This window comes from Pseudomonas putida, assembly GCA_041879295.1.
Taxonomy (GTDB): Bacteria; Pseudomonadota; Gammaproteobacteria; order Pseudomonadales; family Pseudomonadaceae; genus Aquipseudomonas; species Aquipseudomonas putida_Y.
In genome coordinates this window covers 225,484-239,123 of record CP047152.1, presented here as the reverse complement: position 1 = coordinate 239,123, position 13,640 = coordinate 225,484, and the positions used below count along the sequence as shown (strand labels likewise).

14 protein-coding genes are annotated in these 13,640 nt (G+C 61.7%); 4 read left to right on the top strand and 10 right to left on the bottom strand.

Annotation, left to right across the window (positions count from 1 at the left end):
- Positions 1 to 64 precede the first annotated feature (64 nt).
- On the top strand, positions 65 to 1,459 hold the full coding sequence (argH, locus tag GST84_01040; GenBank protein XGB11016.1) for an argininosuccinate lyase: 1,395 nt from the start codon (positions 65 to 67) through the stop codon (positions 1,457 to 1,459).
- 124 nt (positions 1,460 to 1,583) lie between these two features.
- On the opposite strand, the gene GST84_01035 is transcribed toward argH, so the two are convergent.
- Complete coding sequence (locus tag GST84_01035; GenBank protein XGB11015.1) at positions 1,584 to 2,246, bottom strand: glutathione S-transferase; 663 nt, start codon at positions 2,244 to 2,246, stop codon at positions 1,584 to 1,586.
- Positions 2,247 to 2,394: 148 nt separating this feature from the next.
- Here GST84_01035 and GST84_01030 point away from each other — a divergent pair, with 148 nt between their 5' ends.
- Both GST84_01030 and GST84_01025 read left to right on the top strand, forming a co-directional pair.
- Positions 2,395 to 2,697, top strand: coding sequence for a hypothetical protein (locus GST84_01030; protein XGB11014.1), 303 nt, complete (start codon positions 2,395 to 2,397; stop codon positions 2,695 to 2,697).
- Between the two features lie 69 nt (positions 2,698 to 2,766).
- Positions 2,767 to 3,012, top strand: a complete 246-nt coding sequence (locus GST84_01025; protein ID XGB11013.1) for a TIGR02647 family protein — start codon at positions 2,767 to 2,769, stop codon at positions 3,010 to 3,012.
- A 62-nt stretch (positions 3,013 to 3,074) separates the two neighbouring features.
- On the opposite strand, the gene GST84_01020 is transcribed toward GST84_01025, so the two are convergent.
- The 8 genes from GST84_01020 to GST84_00985 form a co-directional block, all read right to left on the bottom strand.
- Complete coding sequence (locus tag GST84_01020; protein XGB11012.1) at positions 3,075 to 5,018, bottom strand: c-type cytochrome; 1,944 nt, start codon at positions 5,016 to 5,018, stop codon at positions 3,075 to 3,077.
- Between the two features lie 418 nt (positions 5,019 to 5,436).
- Positions 5,437 to 6,339: a hypothetical protein gene (locus GST84_01015; GenBank protein XGB11011.1), complete on the bottom strand. Its 903-nt coding sequence runs from the start codon at positions 6,337 to 6,339 to the stop codon at positions 5,437 to 5,439.
- Positions 6,340 to 6,425: 86 nt separating this feature from the next.
- Positions 6,426 to 7,841 (bottom strand): efflux transporter outer membrane subunit, encoded by a 1,416-nt coding sequence (locus GST84_01010; GenBank protein ID XGB11010.1) that lies wholly within the window; start codon positions 7,839 to 7,841, stop codon positions 6,426 to 6,428.
- The gene (locus GST84_01005) at positions 7,838 to 8,713 is read right to left on the bottom strand and encodes an efflux RND transporter periplasmic adaptor subunit (protein ID XGB11009.1); all 876 of its coding nucleotides are present in this window, start codon (positions 8,711 to 8,713) and stop codon (positions 7,838 to 7,840) included. Before GST84_01005 ends, GST84_01010 begins: the two co-directional genes overlap by 4 nt.
- Complete coding sequence (locus tag GST84_01000; GenBank protein XGB11008.1) at positions 8,710 to 8,922, bottom strand: DUF1656 domain-containing protein; 213 nt, start codon at positions 8,920 to 8,922, stop codon at positions 8,710 to 8,712. The genes GST84_01005 and GST84_01000 overlap by 4 nt, the downstream gene beginning before the upstream one ends.
- Complete coding sequence (locus tag GST84_00995) at positions 8,919 to 11,006, bottom strand: FUSC family protein (GenBank protein ID XGB11007.1); 2,088 nt, start codon at positions 11,004 to 11,006, stop codon at positions 8,919 to 8,921. The genes GST84_01000 and GST84_00995 overlap by 4 nt, the downstream gene beginning before the upstream one ends.
- Positions 11,003 to 11,455 carry a winged helix DNA-binding protein gene (locus tag GST84_00990; protein ID XGB11006.1) on the bottom strand — a complete coding sequence of 151 codons (453 nt, stop codon included), beginning with the start codon at positions 11,453 to 11,455 and terminating at the stop codon, positions 11,003 to 11,005. The genes GST84_00995 and GST84_00990 overlap by 4 nt, the downstream gene beginning before the upstream one ends.
- Before the next feature lie 208 nt (positions 11,456 to 11,663).
- The gene (locus GST84_00985) at positions 11,664 to 12,458 is read right to left on the bottom strand and encodes a sel1 repeat family protein (protein XGB11005.1); all 795 of its coding nucleotides are present in this window, start codon (positions 12,456 to 12,458) and stop codon (positions 11,664 to 11,666) included.
- Between the two features lie 207 nt (positions 12,459 to 12,665).
- Here GST84_00985 and GST84_00980 point away from each other — a divergent pair, with 207 nt between their 5' ends.
- On the top strand, positions 12,666 to 13,226 hold the full coding sequence (locus GST84_00980) for a WYL domain-containing protein (GenBank protein ID XGB11004.1): 561 nt from the start codon (positions 12,666 to 12,668) through the stop codon (positions 13,224 to 13,226).
- A 69-nt stretch (positions 13,227 to 13,295) separates the two neighbouring features.
- On the opposite strand, the gene GST84_00975 is transcribed toward GST84_00980, so the two are convergent.
- The gene (locus GST84_00975; protein ID XGB15689.1) at positions 13,296 to 13,637 is read right to left on the bottom strand and encodes a tryptophan synthase subunit beta; all 342 of its coding nucleotides are present in this window, start codon (positions 13,635 to 13,637) and stop codon (positions 13,296 to 13,298) included.
- Positions 13,638 to 13,640 lie beyond the last annotated feature (3 nt).

Genomic DNA, 13,640 nt, shown 5'->3' with positions numbered 1-13,640 from the left:
CAGCCAGCCCAACCCTGCTATCATCGACGCCACTTTTTCGTTCACGCCTGCAATGAGTGAATCCATGAGCACCGACAAGACCAATCAGTCCTGGGGCGGCCGCTTCAGTGAGCCCGTCGACGCCTTCGTCGCCCGCTTCACCGCCTCGGTAGATTTCGACAAGCGCCTGTACCGTCACGACATCATGGGTTCGATTGCCCATGCCACCATGCTGGCGCAGGTCGGCGTGCTCAGTGATGACGAGCGCGACACCATCATCGATGGCCTGAAAACCATCCAGGGCGAGATTGAAGCCGGCAACTTCGACTGGCGTGTCGACCTCGAAGACGTGCACATGAACATCGAAGCACGCCTGACCGACCGCATCGGTATCACCGGCAAGAAGCTGCACACCGGCCGTAGCCGCAACGACCAGGTGGCCACCGACATCCGCCTTTGGCTGCGCGACGAAATCGACCTGATCCTGGGCGAAATCACCCGCCTGCAGCAGGGCCTGCTGGAGCAGGCAGAGCGTGAAGCCGAAACCATCATGCCTGGTTTCACCCACCTGCAGACGGCGCAGCCGGTCACCTTTGGTCACCACCTGCTGGCGTGGTTCGAAATGCTCAGCCGCGACTATGAGCGCCTGGTCGACTGCCGCAAGCGCACCAACCGCATGCCACTGGGCAGCGCCGCACTGGCCGGCACCACCTACCCGATCGACCGTGAACTGACCTGCAAGCTGCTGGGCTTTGAAGCCGTGGCCGGCAACTCGCTGGATGGTGTGTCGGACCGTGATTTCGCCATCGAGTTCTGCGCCGCTGCCAGCGTGGCGATGATGCACCTTTCGCGCTTCTCCGAAGAGCTGGTGCTTTGGACCAGCGCGCAGTTCCAGTTCATCGACCTTCCGGACCGCTTCTGCACCGGCAGCTCGATCATGCCGCAGAAAAAGAACCCGGACGTGCCAGAGCTGGTACGCGGCAAGAGCGGCCGCGTGTTCGGCGCCCTGACCGGCCTGCTGACCCTGATGAAAGGCCAACCGCTGGCCTACAACAAGGACAACCAGGAAGACAAGGAACCGCTGTTCGACGCCGCCGACACCCTGCGCGACTCGCTGCGGGCCTTTGCTGACATGATCCCGGCGATCAAACCCAAGCACGCCATCATGCGTGAAGCGGCCCTGCGCGGCTTCTCCACCGCTACCGACCTGGCCGACTACCTGGTTCGCCGTGGCCTGCCATTCCGTGACTGCCACGAGATCGTCGGCCACGCGGTGAAGTATGGTGTGGACACTGGAAAGGACCTGGCCGAGATGAGCCTGGACGAACTGCGCCAGTTCAGCGACCAGATCGAGCAGGACGTGTTTGCCGTGCTGACGCTGGAAGGTTCGGTGAACGCCCGTAACCACATTGGTGGTACGGCGCCGGCGCAGGTGCGCGCTGCCGTTGTTCGTGGCAAGGCCCTGTTGGCGTCTCGCTAACCCCCCAAGGCGAGGGCTTCGCCCTCGTTCGCGGGCACGCCCGCTCCCACAGATACTGCACAAGTTTCAATAGCGGTGCAGACCTGTGGGAGCGGGCATGCCCGCGAAGGGCACAACACCAGACTCAGCGTTTACCGCTGCGAATCATCTCCATGAAGGCCGGCATCGACGCTTCCTTGTCCGCCAAGATCCGCGCCATGTGCGGGTTCTCGCCCATCAGCTGCAGCAACGCCTTGGCCTGCGGGAAGTCCGCCAGGAAGTCGATGTTCAGCACCTTCTTGCCCACCGCGTTGGCCAGGTCGACCGAGAAGCAGAACATCAGGTCTGCCAGCGTCATCTGCTCGCCCGCCACATAGGGTGCAAAGCGTCCGTTGCGCTTGAGCGTGGCAAAACCTGCCAGCAGGTCAGCACGCGCTTTCTCTTTGATCAGCGGTTCGACCGACATGCCAAAGAACGACTCGGCGTAGCAGGTACGCGCCGGCAGCTCGATGTACAGCTCGATTTCCTTGAGCAGTTCACGCACCTTGGCCTGCTCGAACGGGTCGACCGGCACCAGTGCCTTGCCGCTTTGGGTCTGTTCGATGTAGTCGAGGATCACACTGGTTTCGCTGAGGAAGCCCTGCTCGGTCTGCAGCACCGGAACCTTGCCCCGCGGGCTCACTTCCAACGCCTGTGGCGCCTGGCCGCCATAGAAGGTGACTTCCTCGAAGGGCAGACCTTTTTCCAGTAGGGCCAACTTGACCATGTTGTAGTAGTTGCTGACCGAGAATCCATGAAGCTTGAGCATGAGGTAACAGCCTCCAGGCCGTAAGGAGTTGGCCTGGCTTTTATAGACTGAACGCCTGCCGCTGACCAGCGTCATGCACCGCGTCAATGCTCGGGCATTGCCGCCATAGGCATGGCACACTGTTGCATCCCATCCTAGGAGTACCGCCATGAGCGAGCCCACCGACATCGGCAATGACGACGACGAAGCCTTCGCCGAGGCCACGCTGACCCAAGCCATCGAAAACCAGATCGAGAGCGGCGAGCCGCCTGCGGCCAAGGCCACTTTCAACAAGCTGACGCTGGTTGGCTATGAGCGTGAAGACATTCTGAACCTGATGGCCCATGTGCTGGCCTTCGAAATCGACAACATGCTGGTAGAGGACCGTGCGTTCAACGGCGAGTGGTATGAGAACGCTCTGCGGGCACTGCCGGAGCTGCCGCCTGAGATGGATCAAGGCGACGACGAATAACCCGGCTACACTCGAAGATCAGGCACCGCTGACGGTGCCGCCATCCTTGTCTGGAAGTCAGGAGCTGCCATGCCTTTTACCCCCGATCTGATCGACGAACTGGAAGTACTCGCGCTGTTCAAACACGACAGCAGCCAGGAAGGCATCAAGATAACCAGCACCGCATCCCCCGCCCTGATCGCGGCTGCACAACGCCTGCATGAGAAGGGGCTGACCGATCAACCGGATGGCGGCTACCTGACCAGTCTGGGTCATGACGCCGTTGAAAGTGTCCAACTGCTGCAGAACATTCTCAAGGCGCCACAGCCGGCCTGAGCATCAGGCTTGCGCAAGATCTGAGGCCTTGCGCGGTCCCTGTGGGACCGCGCACGCTCCACTCAGTTGGCCGCAGCACTGCGCCTTTCCGCCAGCCACGAGCGGCCGTAGAGGAGCACGATGGCCAGCAACGCCACCGCCTGCGCCGACAGCGAGTAGGCATCGGCATGAATCCCCAGCCAATCGAACTCGAAGAACGCCACCGGCCGTGTGCCCAGCACGCCGGCCTCTTGCAGCGCCTTCACGCCATGCCCGGCGAATACTACCGACAGCGCGCACAGCAGCGCGGCGTTGATGCTGAAGAACAGCGAAAGCGGCAGCTTGGCCGAACCCCGCAAAATCACCCAGGCAAGGCCCACCAGCAGCATCAGTGCCGTCGCACCACCCGCCAGCACCGCTTGATGCCCGGCAGGGCCTGCCTGCAGCCACAGGGTCTCGTAGAACAGGATTACTTCGAACAATTCGCGGTATACCGAGAAAAAGGCCAGCACAGCAAAACCGAAGCGCCCGCCGCCGCTGACCAGGCTGCTCTTGATGTAGTCCTTCCAGGCGGCTGCATGGCGGCGGTCATGCATCCACACCCCCAGCCATAGCACCATCACCGCGGCGAACAGGGCCGTGCCGCCTTCCAGCAGCTCACGCTGAGCACCCCCCACATCGATCACATAGGCTGCCAGCGCCCAGGTGGCGAAGCCGGCAACCAGCGCCAGGCCCCAGCCGATGTTGACGCTGCGTACTGCCGACTGCTGCCCGGTATTGCGCAGGAAGGCCAGGATCGCCGCCAGCACCAGAATCGCCTCGAGGCCTTCACGCAGCAGGATCAGCAAACCGGAGATATAACTCAGCGTCCAGCTCAGGCCATCGCTGCCCAGCAGCTTGGCCGCCTGCTCGAGCTTGGTTTTGGCGTCGGCCAGACGCTGTTCGGCCTGGGCCACGGGCAAGCCGTCCTGCAAGGACTGACGGTAGGCCATCAGCGTTTTTTCGGTGTCCTTGCGCGCCTGGGTGTCGATGTTGTCCAGCGAGCTTTCCACCAGCTCGAAACCCTCCAGGTAGGCCGCCACCGACAGGTCATAGGCCTGATCGTGGTCGCCTGCGCGGTAGGCCGCCAGGCTCTTGTCCAGTGTGCTGGCCGTGTATTCGAGCAATTGCGCAGGGCCGCGCTTTACTTGCGGCGGTTGAGCACGCTGGGCACGGAATGCCTCGACGGCCGCAGTGCCTTCGTTGGCGGCGACTTCGGCCGGCGTCTGGCGAGCCAGGTCGGCGAGGTTCCAGGCCTTGTCACCCTTGCCCGCTTCCGGCTTGGCGGTGAAGCTGGCGATGTACGCGGCCACGTCCCAGCGCTGGCGATCGTCCAGCTGGTCGGCAAACGACGGCATTTCGGTGCCGTCGATACCCAGGGCCAGGGTGTTGTAGAGGTCGAACAGGCTCAACTGGTCCAGGCGCGAAACATCGCGCAGGTTGGCGGGTGCAGGCTCCAGGCCCACGCCAGCCGGGCCATCGCCGGCGCCGGTTTCGCCGTGGCAAATCGAGCAGTTTTGCGCGTACAGCGCAGCACCGCGGGCTGGGTCCGGGGTAATCACCGGTGCCTGGCTGACCTCGTAGGCCACAGCCAGTCGCGCACCCAGCTGCCGGGCCTGTTTTGCGACTGCGGCGCCCTCCTGGCGTTGGTCGATGGCTTGGCGTAGCGCTTGAACACCTTGCTCCAGACCATTTTGCTCAGCATTTGCCGGCAGGCCTTTGAGCAGATCGGCCAATACCGCGCTGAACTCCTGTTGTTCGCGATACTCGCCATCGTCGATCACCTTGCCGTCTTGTACGGTCGGCGGGTAGTCGGCACCGATGTAATCGAGCAAATGCAAGGCCTTGATGGCCTCGGCGGGGGCTTCTGCCAGCGCCAGGTTACTGCACAGCGCCAGCACCGGGCCAAGCAACACAGCCGGTAGCCAGGCAAGTAGACGGAAACGGGAATTCATGGCCAGTCTCGGAGGGAATGCGAAAGAGAACATTGTTCACTTACATTTTGCTTCGCTCAAGGCCGCAGGGCGGATTTCATGAAAAATCTTGCTGCAAATTAGGTGAAGCGGGAGGGTTGGCCGAGCGCTTTGCCTTTGGATCGCAGGCAAGCTGCTCCCACAGGTATTGCAGCGCCCTCAAAACCTGTTCTGATCATGTGGGAGCTGGCTTACCAGCGATGGGCCGCACAACGGGCTCAGGTTCTTAAAGGCTATTGACGCACCTTGTTCACCACTTGCTCCATATCATCGATCAGCGCCTTGACCATCTCGCTTAGTATCCGCGCGGCACTATCAGCAATTTTGGCCATCTCCCATTTCAGATTCGACGGGCAGATAACCAGTACAGCCGAGCAGCATGCTTGGCTGCTGGCAGAACAGATCGGAGATGATGACTGTGCTCACACACTTCCTAATTTAAGGACTCAATAAATGACCAATATGCCCTAATGTTCGCCAAGGAAATTTCCCTAATATTATTTGAGTCACCGCTCACCCTGAAGATCTCATAAAGCTCGTGGGCCTGCCCCGGATGAAATCCCTGAGCTTGAGCTTTGGAGGACCAAGCATCGTATAGGTCTGCGCCTATCACGGGGCGCGCTACATTCTCAGGAAGTATCGCGAAAGCTTGCTGCTTGGTATGAAACTGCGTCTCGCCATGAACTCTTCCACGGGGACTATAACGGACATGAATTCCTCGATAACCCGCTGCCGTACCGCTGAAATTTCGAGGTTTTGACTTGAAAATTCGCCCAAGGTCCTTTGCGGCACTGGACATCTGTTCTTGAGGCAAAATCACCATATTTCGAACAATGTCGCCTAGCTCTCTGGGATGCTGAACGCCGAGCCTCTGCACATTATCGATGACTCTTAAACGATTCTGTTTAAATGACGTAGATATTAAGGAGCCACCATAATTTTTCGCAATTCCGGCTGCCTGGCTATCAATGAACTGCTTAGAGGTAGGCGCATAACGATACGTTACAGTGAGCTGCGCGCTAATCCGCCAACGATGAATTTTTTGTGTCATGGCGGCTGAAAAAAAATAGCCGCTTCGGTCGACTCGATTAACCGGATCGCCGGCACAGTAAGCATAGATATTCAAACCACCTAGTGAAAATGGACTATATGGATCCGGGCTCAAAAAGCGCATGAGGATGGAGGAAAATGAACGGACGCCTCTACCGAGAACGTAGAAGCCTGAGAGATCACTTCGATACTCTCCATTGAACCCAAGCACACAGTTCAAAGCACCTGGCCCCGGATACCCATAAGGCGAGTAATTCACATGGCTTTTCACCCCTGTATCCTCCATCTACATAAGTTCAGACTCCACATCTTGCTCAAACACAGGGGTATCCGCCACTAGCAATATTGATAGTATTAATTAAGTCCCAGTGATTACCTGTCCGTCTCCTTCCACCCACCACCCAACGCCAGAAACACCCCAATCTGCCCCATTGCCACTTGGCTGTTCGCCGCCGCCAACTGCGCACGCATATCGGTATAGGTCCGCGTCGCCTGCAAATCCGCCAGGAACGACTCACGCCCCGCCTGGTAATACCGGTGCGTCTGATCCGCCGCTTCTTTCGCCGACCTCTCCGCCTCGGCCAGCGCATCGCGCCGATCGAGCAAGGCGCTGTACTGCGCCAACCGGGTCTGGGTCTCGCGAATGGCGTTCAGCACCACGCCATCGAAATGCGCCAGCGCCGCCTGGGTCGAGGCTTCGGCCATGCGAATGCGGGCACGGGTGCCGTTGGTGGGGATGCTCCAGCTGATCTGCGGGCCAAAACCCCAGCGGTTGGTCGAAGGCTCGCCAAGGTTCTCCAGGATACCGATGGTGCCAACCTGGGCGCCAATGCTGATGTCCGGGTACAAAGCGCCAGTGGCTACGCCAATATAGGCGGTGGCGGCAGCCAGTTGGCGTTCGGCCTGGCGCACGTCGGGGCGGCGCTTGAGCAGGGCCGCGCCATCGCCCACCGGGACCAGCTGGTTCAGGTGCGGCAGCTCGGCGCAATCGGCGGTACCGGCAGGCAACTGGTCGACCGGCTTGGCCAGCAGCGCGGCCAGGGTGTACATGCCCGTCTCGCGTTCGGCCTTGAAGCGTGGCAGTTCGGCACGCAAGGATTTGAACTGGGTCTGCGAGCGGGTGACCTGGGTTTCATCGCCACGCCCAGCATCGCGCAGGCGCTGGTTGAGTTTCACGCTTTGCTCCTGCAAATCGAGGGACTCACGGGCAATGTGGTGTTCCTCGTTGGCCGAGCACACCTGGGTATAAGCCTTGACCACGTCCGCCACAAGCGTGATGCGGGCAGTGTCGGCAGCGGCCTGCACTGCGTCGGCATTTGCCTTGGCAGCCTCGGTACCACGCTTGAAGGTGCCCCACAGGTCGAACTGGTACGAGGCACTGATGATGGCCTCACCGATGTTGGCTACCGGCACCTTCTCAGGCTGCAGGAAGGCTTCGCCCGACTCTTGCAACCGCTGAGCGCCGAGTTTGACGCCACCGTTGAAGCCGCCTTGCGATTCCGCCACCTCCACCTGGGCGCGAGCTTTGGCGATGTTGGCCGCCGCCACGCGCAGTTCGGTGTTGGCACTCAGCGCCTGACGCACCAGCTCGTTCAGCCGCTGATCCTGATACAGCTGCCACCAGTCCTCGGGGACCGGCGCCGACACGACGCTGTCGGCATCCTGGCGCAGCGGGCCGTTCAGGTCATTGCGTTGCACGGCCGCATCCCCAGGCACCTCATAGTCGGGGCCCACCATCATGCAGGCCCCCAGCGACAGGCACAGGCCAGCCAGGATCAGCTGTTTCATGGGCGCTGGCCCTCGATGATCGACACCGTGGCAGTACGCCCGGCGATCATGCGGAAGTCTTGCGGCACTTCGTCAAAGGCGATGCGCACCGGAATGCGCTGGGCCAGGCGTACCCAACTGAACGCCGGGTTGACGTTGGGCAGCAGGTTGGCGCCACTGCTACGGTCGCGGTCTTCGATGCCAGCGGCAAAGCTCTGCACATGGCCGCGCAGGCGGGTATTGTCGCCCATCACACGGATGTCCACGGCATCGCCGATGTGTATACCGCCAAGCTTGGTTTCCTCGAAGTAGCCATCGACATGGTACGAGGCGCTATCGACCACCGACAGCACCGGGCGGCCGGCGGTGACGAACTCGTGGTTACGCGGCGCGCGGTCGTTGAGGTAGCCGTCTACCGGGCTGCGCACCACTGAGCGGTCAAGGTTGAGCTGGGCAGTATCGACAGCCACTTGCGCCTCGCTGACGGCTGAACGGGCACGGGCCTCGCGGGACTGGCTTTCTTCCAGTTGCTCGGCGGCCACCAGGTTGCCCAGCTTGCGGTTGCGCTGCGCTTCGCGGGAAGCCTGGGCCAGGGTCTCCTGGCGCTCGCCAAGGGTTGCCTTGGCTTGACGCAGGGCCAAGGTGAAGCGGTCCTGGTCGATGGTGAACAGCACGTCGCCACGTTTGACGGTCTGGTTGTCGCGCACCTCGACCTTCTGGATCAATCCCGACACATCGGGGGCGATCTGGATCACGTCGGCGCGTATGTGGCCGTCACGGGTCCAGGGGGCAAACATGTAGTAGACCACCATCTGCCACACGAGCACGGCGGCGAAGGTCACTACCAGCAAGGTCAGGACCACACGGCCCAAGGTCAGCATAGGTTTTTTCATGGCAGCATCAGGTTTCGGCAAAAGTGGTCCACCGCACCAAGCAGTACGGCATACAGAGCAACGTTGAACAACGCCCGGTGCCAGACCAGGCGGTAGAAATGCAGGCGCACCAGCACCGCGTGCACCCCAAGGAACAGCAGGTAGGTGCCAAACATCATCACCAGCAGCGTGGGCAGGAACACCCCGCTGATATCCAGTTCACCAATCACAGGGGTGCTCCGTCGAGGCCGGGGGGCAGTTGCGGTTGTTCAGCTGGCTCGAGCATCACCTCCACACCCGGCAACAGCGCCAGGCGCAGGCCGCTCAGGGCATGCAGCAGGTGGGTGCGGGCATCGCCGCGCTCGTACAGCTCATCCAGGTTAAGCGCCAGGCGAGCGCGTTCCATGTTGCGTAACAGTGCGGCCGGGGCATGCAGGCGTTCGCCAGCACGCAGGCAAGCGGCGTAGTGCGCGCCGACTTCCTCGACCACAGTGTTCAGGCGCTCGCGAGCCTGCTGGCCGGCGCGCGGCATGTACGCCAGCAGGTCGAGCAGGTTCAATCCCACGCGCAGGTCGCGCAGCGCCACACCACTGTCCTGGCCGGTTTGCGACAGACGTGGCAGGTGCTGCATCAGGCGGTCGAGCATCTGTACGCCAACCTGGCGGTGTTCGGCCAACGTCGCAGGCTCGGTCATTTCAACGATGTCGCGCCAGGCGAAGCGGGTCATGCGCTTGGCCGCCAGCTCCACGCCGAACGGGCGCATCACCAGGGTCCAGATAAAGGCGAACAGGAGGCCCGCGGGGCCGGCAAGGTTGGAGTTGAGGAAGGTGAAGAAGTCGGCGTCGTAGGCGCCCTGGATGCTGATGAAGGTCGACGTGTTGACGATGGTCAGCAAGGTGCCCAGGTAGAAGCGCGGCTGTACAGTCAGGGTACCTATGCAGATGAAAGGTACGGCAAAGGCCAGCACCAGCATCGGGAAGTCGTGCAGGTTAGGCAGTACCAAAAACAGGTACAGACTGGAGAAGATGACCGACATCAGCGTCCAGAAAAAGAACCGGTAGATCTGCGGTGCTGGGTCGTCCATAGCGGCGAAGAAGCTACACGCAACTGCCGCGAGGATGACCGCACTGGCGCCGTCGTTCCAGCCCAGGCCGATCCACAGGCCGCAGGCGACCACGATAGCCAGGACCGTGGAGGCTACCGAGTACAGCATCAGGCCACGGTCGAAAAACGCTGTCAGGCGGCCCAGCCGCCAGTGGCGATACACCGCACGCCAAGGCTTGGCATCATCGGTACGCAGGGCGTGCTGCAGGGTGCAGCAGTCCTGCCACAGGTCGGCCCATTCGGTCAGGCGGTACAGGGCGTTGGACAACAGCAGCTCGGCGCGTTGGTCGAGGGCGGCTGTAGCGGGCTGCAGGCGGCCGATCTGCTCGTGCAACGTTGCCCAGTGCGCTACCGAAGCGCTGTCGGCGGTGCCTTTGAGCCATTCTCGAGCGGCTTCAAGCACGGGTTGAACCTGGGCAAACTGGGCCGGGGCGCGGCCTTCCAGGGCTACCAGTGCATCGTCGAGGGCGTCGATCACCGGCAGCAGATGGATCATCCGCCCGCGCAATTCGCGGGCGTTCTTCAGGGTATGCGGGCCGGCACCTTCGTGGGCGAGCTGACCGATCATCAGCTCCAGCGAGTTGAAGGTGGTGACCATCACCCCGCGCATCCCGCCGACCTTGTCGGCACTGACATCGCGGGCCAGGTAGGTGTCGCTGTAGCGAATCGCCTCGGTGAACCAGTTTCCGGTGGCACCGACTACCACCGGCGCCAGCCGGCGTGGCCAGAAGATAGCCCCGACGACTGCCGCGCAGACAATTCCCAAACAGATTTCCTGCGCGCGAGAAGAGGCCACATCGAACACTGCCAGCGGATTATCCACCACGGCCAGGGCAATCATCGGCAGGGTATAACCGGCCAGCATCAGCACGTAGTTGTTGGCCGTGCGCAGGTTCAGCGAAAGGAACAGCAAGGTGCCGGTCCACAGGGCGATGGCGATGCTCAACAACAAGGGTGACTGTACCAGCGGCGGCACCAGGAAGATCGCCCCGCCTGCGCCGAGCAACGTGCCCATGGCACGGTACAACGCCTTGGAGCTGGTCGGGCCGACGAACGGGCTGGAAACGATGTACACCGTAGCCATGGCCCAATAGGGGCGCGGCAGTTGCATGAGCAGAGCAATGTACAGGGCAATCATGGACGCGCCGAAGGTGCGCACACCGTAGAACCAGTCACGGGCCGGAGGGACAGAGCTGAAGAAACCGTTCATGCCACCCCGCCTGCGTTGCCCAGGCCGGCAGCCTCGAAGGCACGAAGCACACGCAAGGCAGCTTCCAGGTCGGCCTGATCGACACCGCCGAGCACATCGCGGCGCAAGCGCACCAGTTCGGCTTCGATGGCTTCGGCCAGGGCACGGCCTTCGGCCGTCAGGCTCAGTGCCTTGGCGCGGCGATCCAGTGGGTCCTCGCTGCGGCACACCAGGCCAGCTTTGCACAGTTGGTCAAGCAGGCGTACCAGCGACGGGCTTTCCAGGCCGGCAGCCTGGGCCACAGCCACCTGGTGCACGCCGTCGCCCAGGCGCACGATCATCAGCAGCGGCGCAGCGCAGGCCTCGGAAATGCCGTAGCCGGTCAAGGCGGTATGACAGATGCGCCGCCAGTGGCGGGCAGCAACCACCATGCCACTGCTGACTTGCAGGCGCAGGAGATCAAGGGACATGAAGAGAACCAAATATATTCATAGTTTGCTAACTATCAATATACGCCCCAACATCCCCCTGTCGTCAACAGGGGGCGACGGATAGCCGGGGGTTAAATGTTGTTCATTTTTCAGCCAGTGGTGACGCGCTTCGCGGGTAAACCCGCACACAGGGGCTGCACCGGGTTCGGGATCTACGCAATCCCTGTGCAGCACTGGAGAGAAATACTCAGGGCTGGATCTGGTCTTCCAGCTTCATGGTCAAGGCCAATGTACTGCCCATCTGCACCGCCCGGTCCCGCCATTCCTGATACCGCACCGCATCACGGCTGCTGAAGTGCACCGCCAGCTCCTCTGCCGCCTGCACCACCCCCGCCGCTGCTGCCAGCTCAAGCCAGTACAGCGCTGCCTTGAGGTTGGCCTCTACGTGCAGCCCATGCATCAACCGGTAGCCCACTTCAAAACGACAACGTGCCTCGCCCTGTTCGGCGCCACGCATGAACCACTGGTAGGCCTGCACCAGGTCAACCTGCCACTCCAGGTCACCGTCGCACACCTCCTCCTCATACAGGTCACCCAGTGCAGCGGCCGCATGCAGCATGCCGCGGTCGAAGGCCTGCCGGTAACACTCCGCCGCCTGCACATAGGAAGGGTCGATGCCTTTGCCGAAGTAGTGTTGCTGCCCAAGGTTGAACCAGGCAGCAGCATTGCCCTGCAGGGCCGCCATGCGCAACAGGTGCCCGGCCAGCACGGTATCGGCCCGCCAGTACTTGCCGTTGAGCCAGATCCAGCCAAGATCGTTCAATGCGGACACGCTGCCTTGCAATGCCTGGCGCCGCAGGTCGACATACACCGCCTGCAGGTCGTTGGCCTCATCCAGGCGGTTGACCAGCAGTGACCGCTGGCTGGGCAAGCCCACACCGGAGAACAGCCGCTGTCGCCTTCCTGCAGGGGCAGGAGGGGCGATGACCCGCTCGGGCAGAAGGCGGGCAAGTAGCGAATGGATATTGCTGGCAACAGACATGTTCATCCTCATTGAACGACGCACAACCCCAACCTTCGGCTGTGATGAGGCGTGATTCTGCGTGATGTCACGTCAAAACCTGTCGCGAACGAACCGGCACGAGGCAACCAAATGCGACTTCCTTGATCTGAGCAGGCTGTGGCCAATTGCCATGCCCCTCGCATGCCGCCATCCTATTGCGGCAAGCCTAGACAAGGACGTTATCTTTTGCCGTTCGCCACCACTCGCGCCACCCTTAGCCGACAGTGGGCGCTGCTGCGCCAGTTGCCCAGCCGTTCCCCAGGCATAACCAGCGCCGAGCTGGTCTGGCGCCTGCGTGACGTGGGGTTCACGGTCAGCAAACGCACTGTCGAGCGTGACCTCAACGAGCTTTCGCTGATATTCCCGCTGGAGCGCAATGACAAGAGCATTCCGTTCGGTTGGCACTGGTCGGCCAGTGCCGTGGGCGAATTGCGCGGTAATTTCGATTTGCTGACACATCTGCGAGGGGATGCGTTGCAGCCATCGCAGGGTGAGGGCGTGGAGCTGGTGGCGCGAATCAGCGATGCACTGGCGCGGCAGTTGCGGGATGCGCCATTGAGCAGCGACATGCAACTGACGGCGCTGGAGCATGGGCATCGGTTACGCGGCACGGTAAGTGACGGTTGGCCATTACGCTGGTGGCTGTTGAGCCATGGGGACAGGGTGGTGGTAGAGCAGCCTGCCGGTTTGCGGGAAGAGATTGGCAAGATTCTGAGCAATGCGGCAGCTCAATACCAGAATTTTTAGCCTGTACCGGCCTCTTCGCTGGCACCGAACACCAGCCCGACGGCGACTGTCGCGGTGACCAGCCCACTGTCAGATCAGCCCACCCTGCTCTTCTTCGTCAATCAGGTTATTGAGGCTGCTGAGCGCCTTGCGCGCCGTGGAACGGTTGAGCAGCTTGGCCTGCGCGCCGGCGGGCAGGTCGGTGATCTTGAACACGCCCTTGGCGGTCAGCACGTCAATCAGGTCCTCGAGCACGCGGATCATGTCAAGGTCGCTTTGCTTGAGCTGGTTGAGGCTGTTTTCCACAACATCATCGGCAAACCATTCCTGGATATCGGCATGGTCTGAAGGGAGTATTTCGGTGAACTGATCAAACGCGGCTGCTTCCACCCGCAGCAACTGGCCGGCGGCGTTGCGTTGCACGTAGAACATGGC

Excerpts from the sequence above, each read along its gene's own strand:
- GST84_00985 (XGB11005.1), bottom strand. The coding sequence starts at position 12,458 with ATGTCTGTTGCCAGCAATATCCATTCGCTACTTGCCCGCCTTCTGCCC.
- GST84_00995 (XGB11007.1), bottom strand. The coding sequence starts at position 11,006 with ATGAACGGTTTCTTCAGCTCTGTCCCTCCGGCCCGTGACTGGTTCTAC.
- GST84_01020 (XGB11012.1), bottom strand. The coding sequence starts at position 5,018 with ATGTTCTCTTTCGCATTCCCTCCGAGACTGGCCATGAATTCCCGTTTC.
- GST84_01005 (XGB11009.1), bottom strand. The coding sequence starts at position 8,713 with ATGAAAAAACCTATGCTGACCTTGGGCCGTGTGGTCCTGACCTTGCTG.
- GST84_00990 (XGB11006.1), bottom strand. The coding sequence starts at position 11,455 with ATGTCCCTTGATCTCCTGCGCCTGCAAGTCAGCAGTGGCATGGTGGTT.
- GST84_01030 (XGB11014.1), top strand. The coding sequence starts at position 2,395 with ATGAGCGAGCCCACCGACATCGGCAATGACGACGACGAAGCCTTCGCC.
- GST84_00975 (XGB15689.1), bottom strand. The coding sequence starts at position 13,637 with ATGTTCTACGTGCAACGCAACGCCGCCGGCCAGTTGCTGCGGGTGGAA.
- GST84_01010 (XGB11010.1), bottom strand. The coding sequence starts at position 7,841 with ATGAAACAGCTGATCCTGGCTGGCCTGTGCCTGTCGCTGGGGGCCTGC.
- argH (XGB11016.1), top strand. The coding sequence starts at position 65 with ATGAGCACCGACAAGACCAATCAGTCCTGGGGCGGCCGCTTCAGTGAG.
- GST84_01035 (XGB11015.1), bottom strand. The coding sequence starts at position 2,246 with ATGCTCAAGCTTCATGGATTCTCGGTCAGCAACTACTACAACATGGTC.
- GST84_01025 (XGB11013.1), top strand. The coding sequence starts at position 2,767 with ATGCCTTTTACCCCCGATCTGATCGACGAACTGGAAGTACTCGCGCTG.
- GST84_01015 (XGB11011.1), bottom strand. The coding sequence starts at position 6,339 with ATGGAGGATACAGGGGTGAAAAGCCATGTGAATTACTCGCCTTATGGG.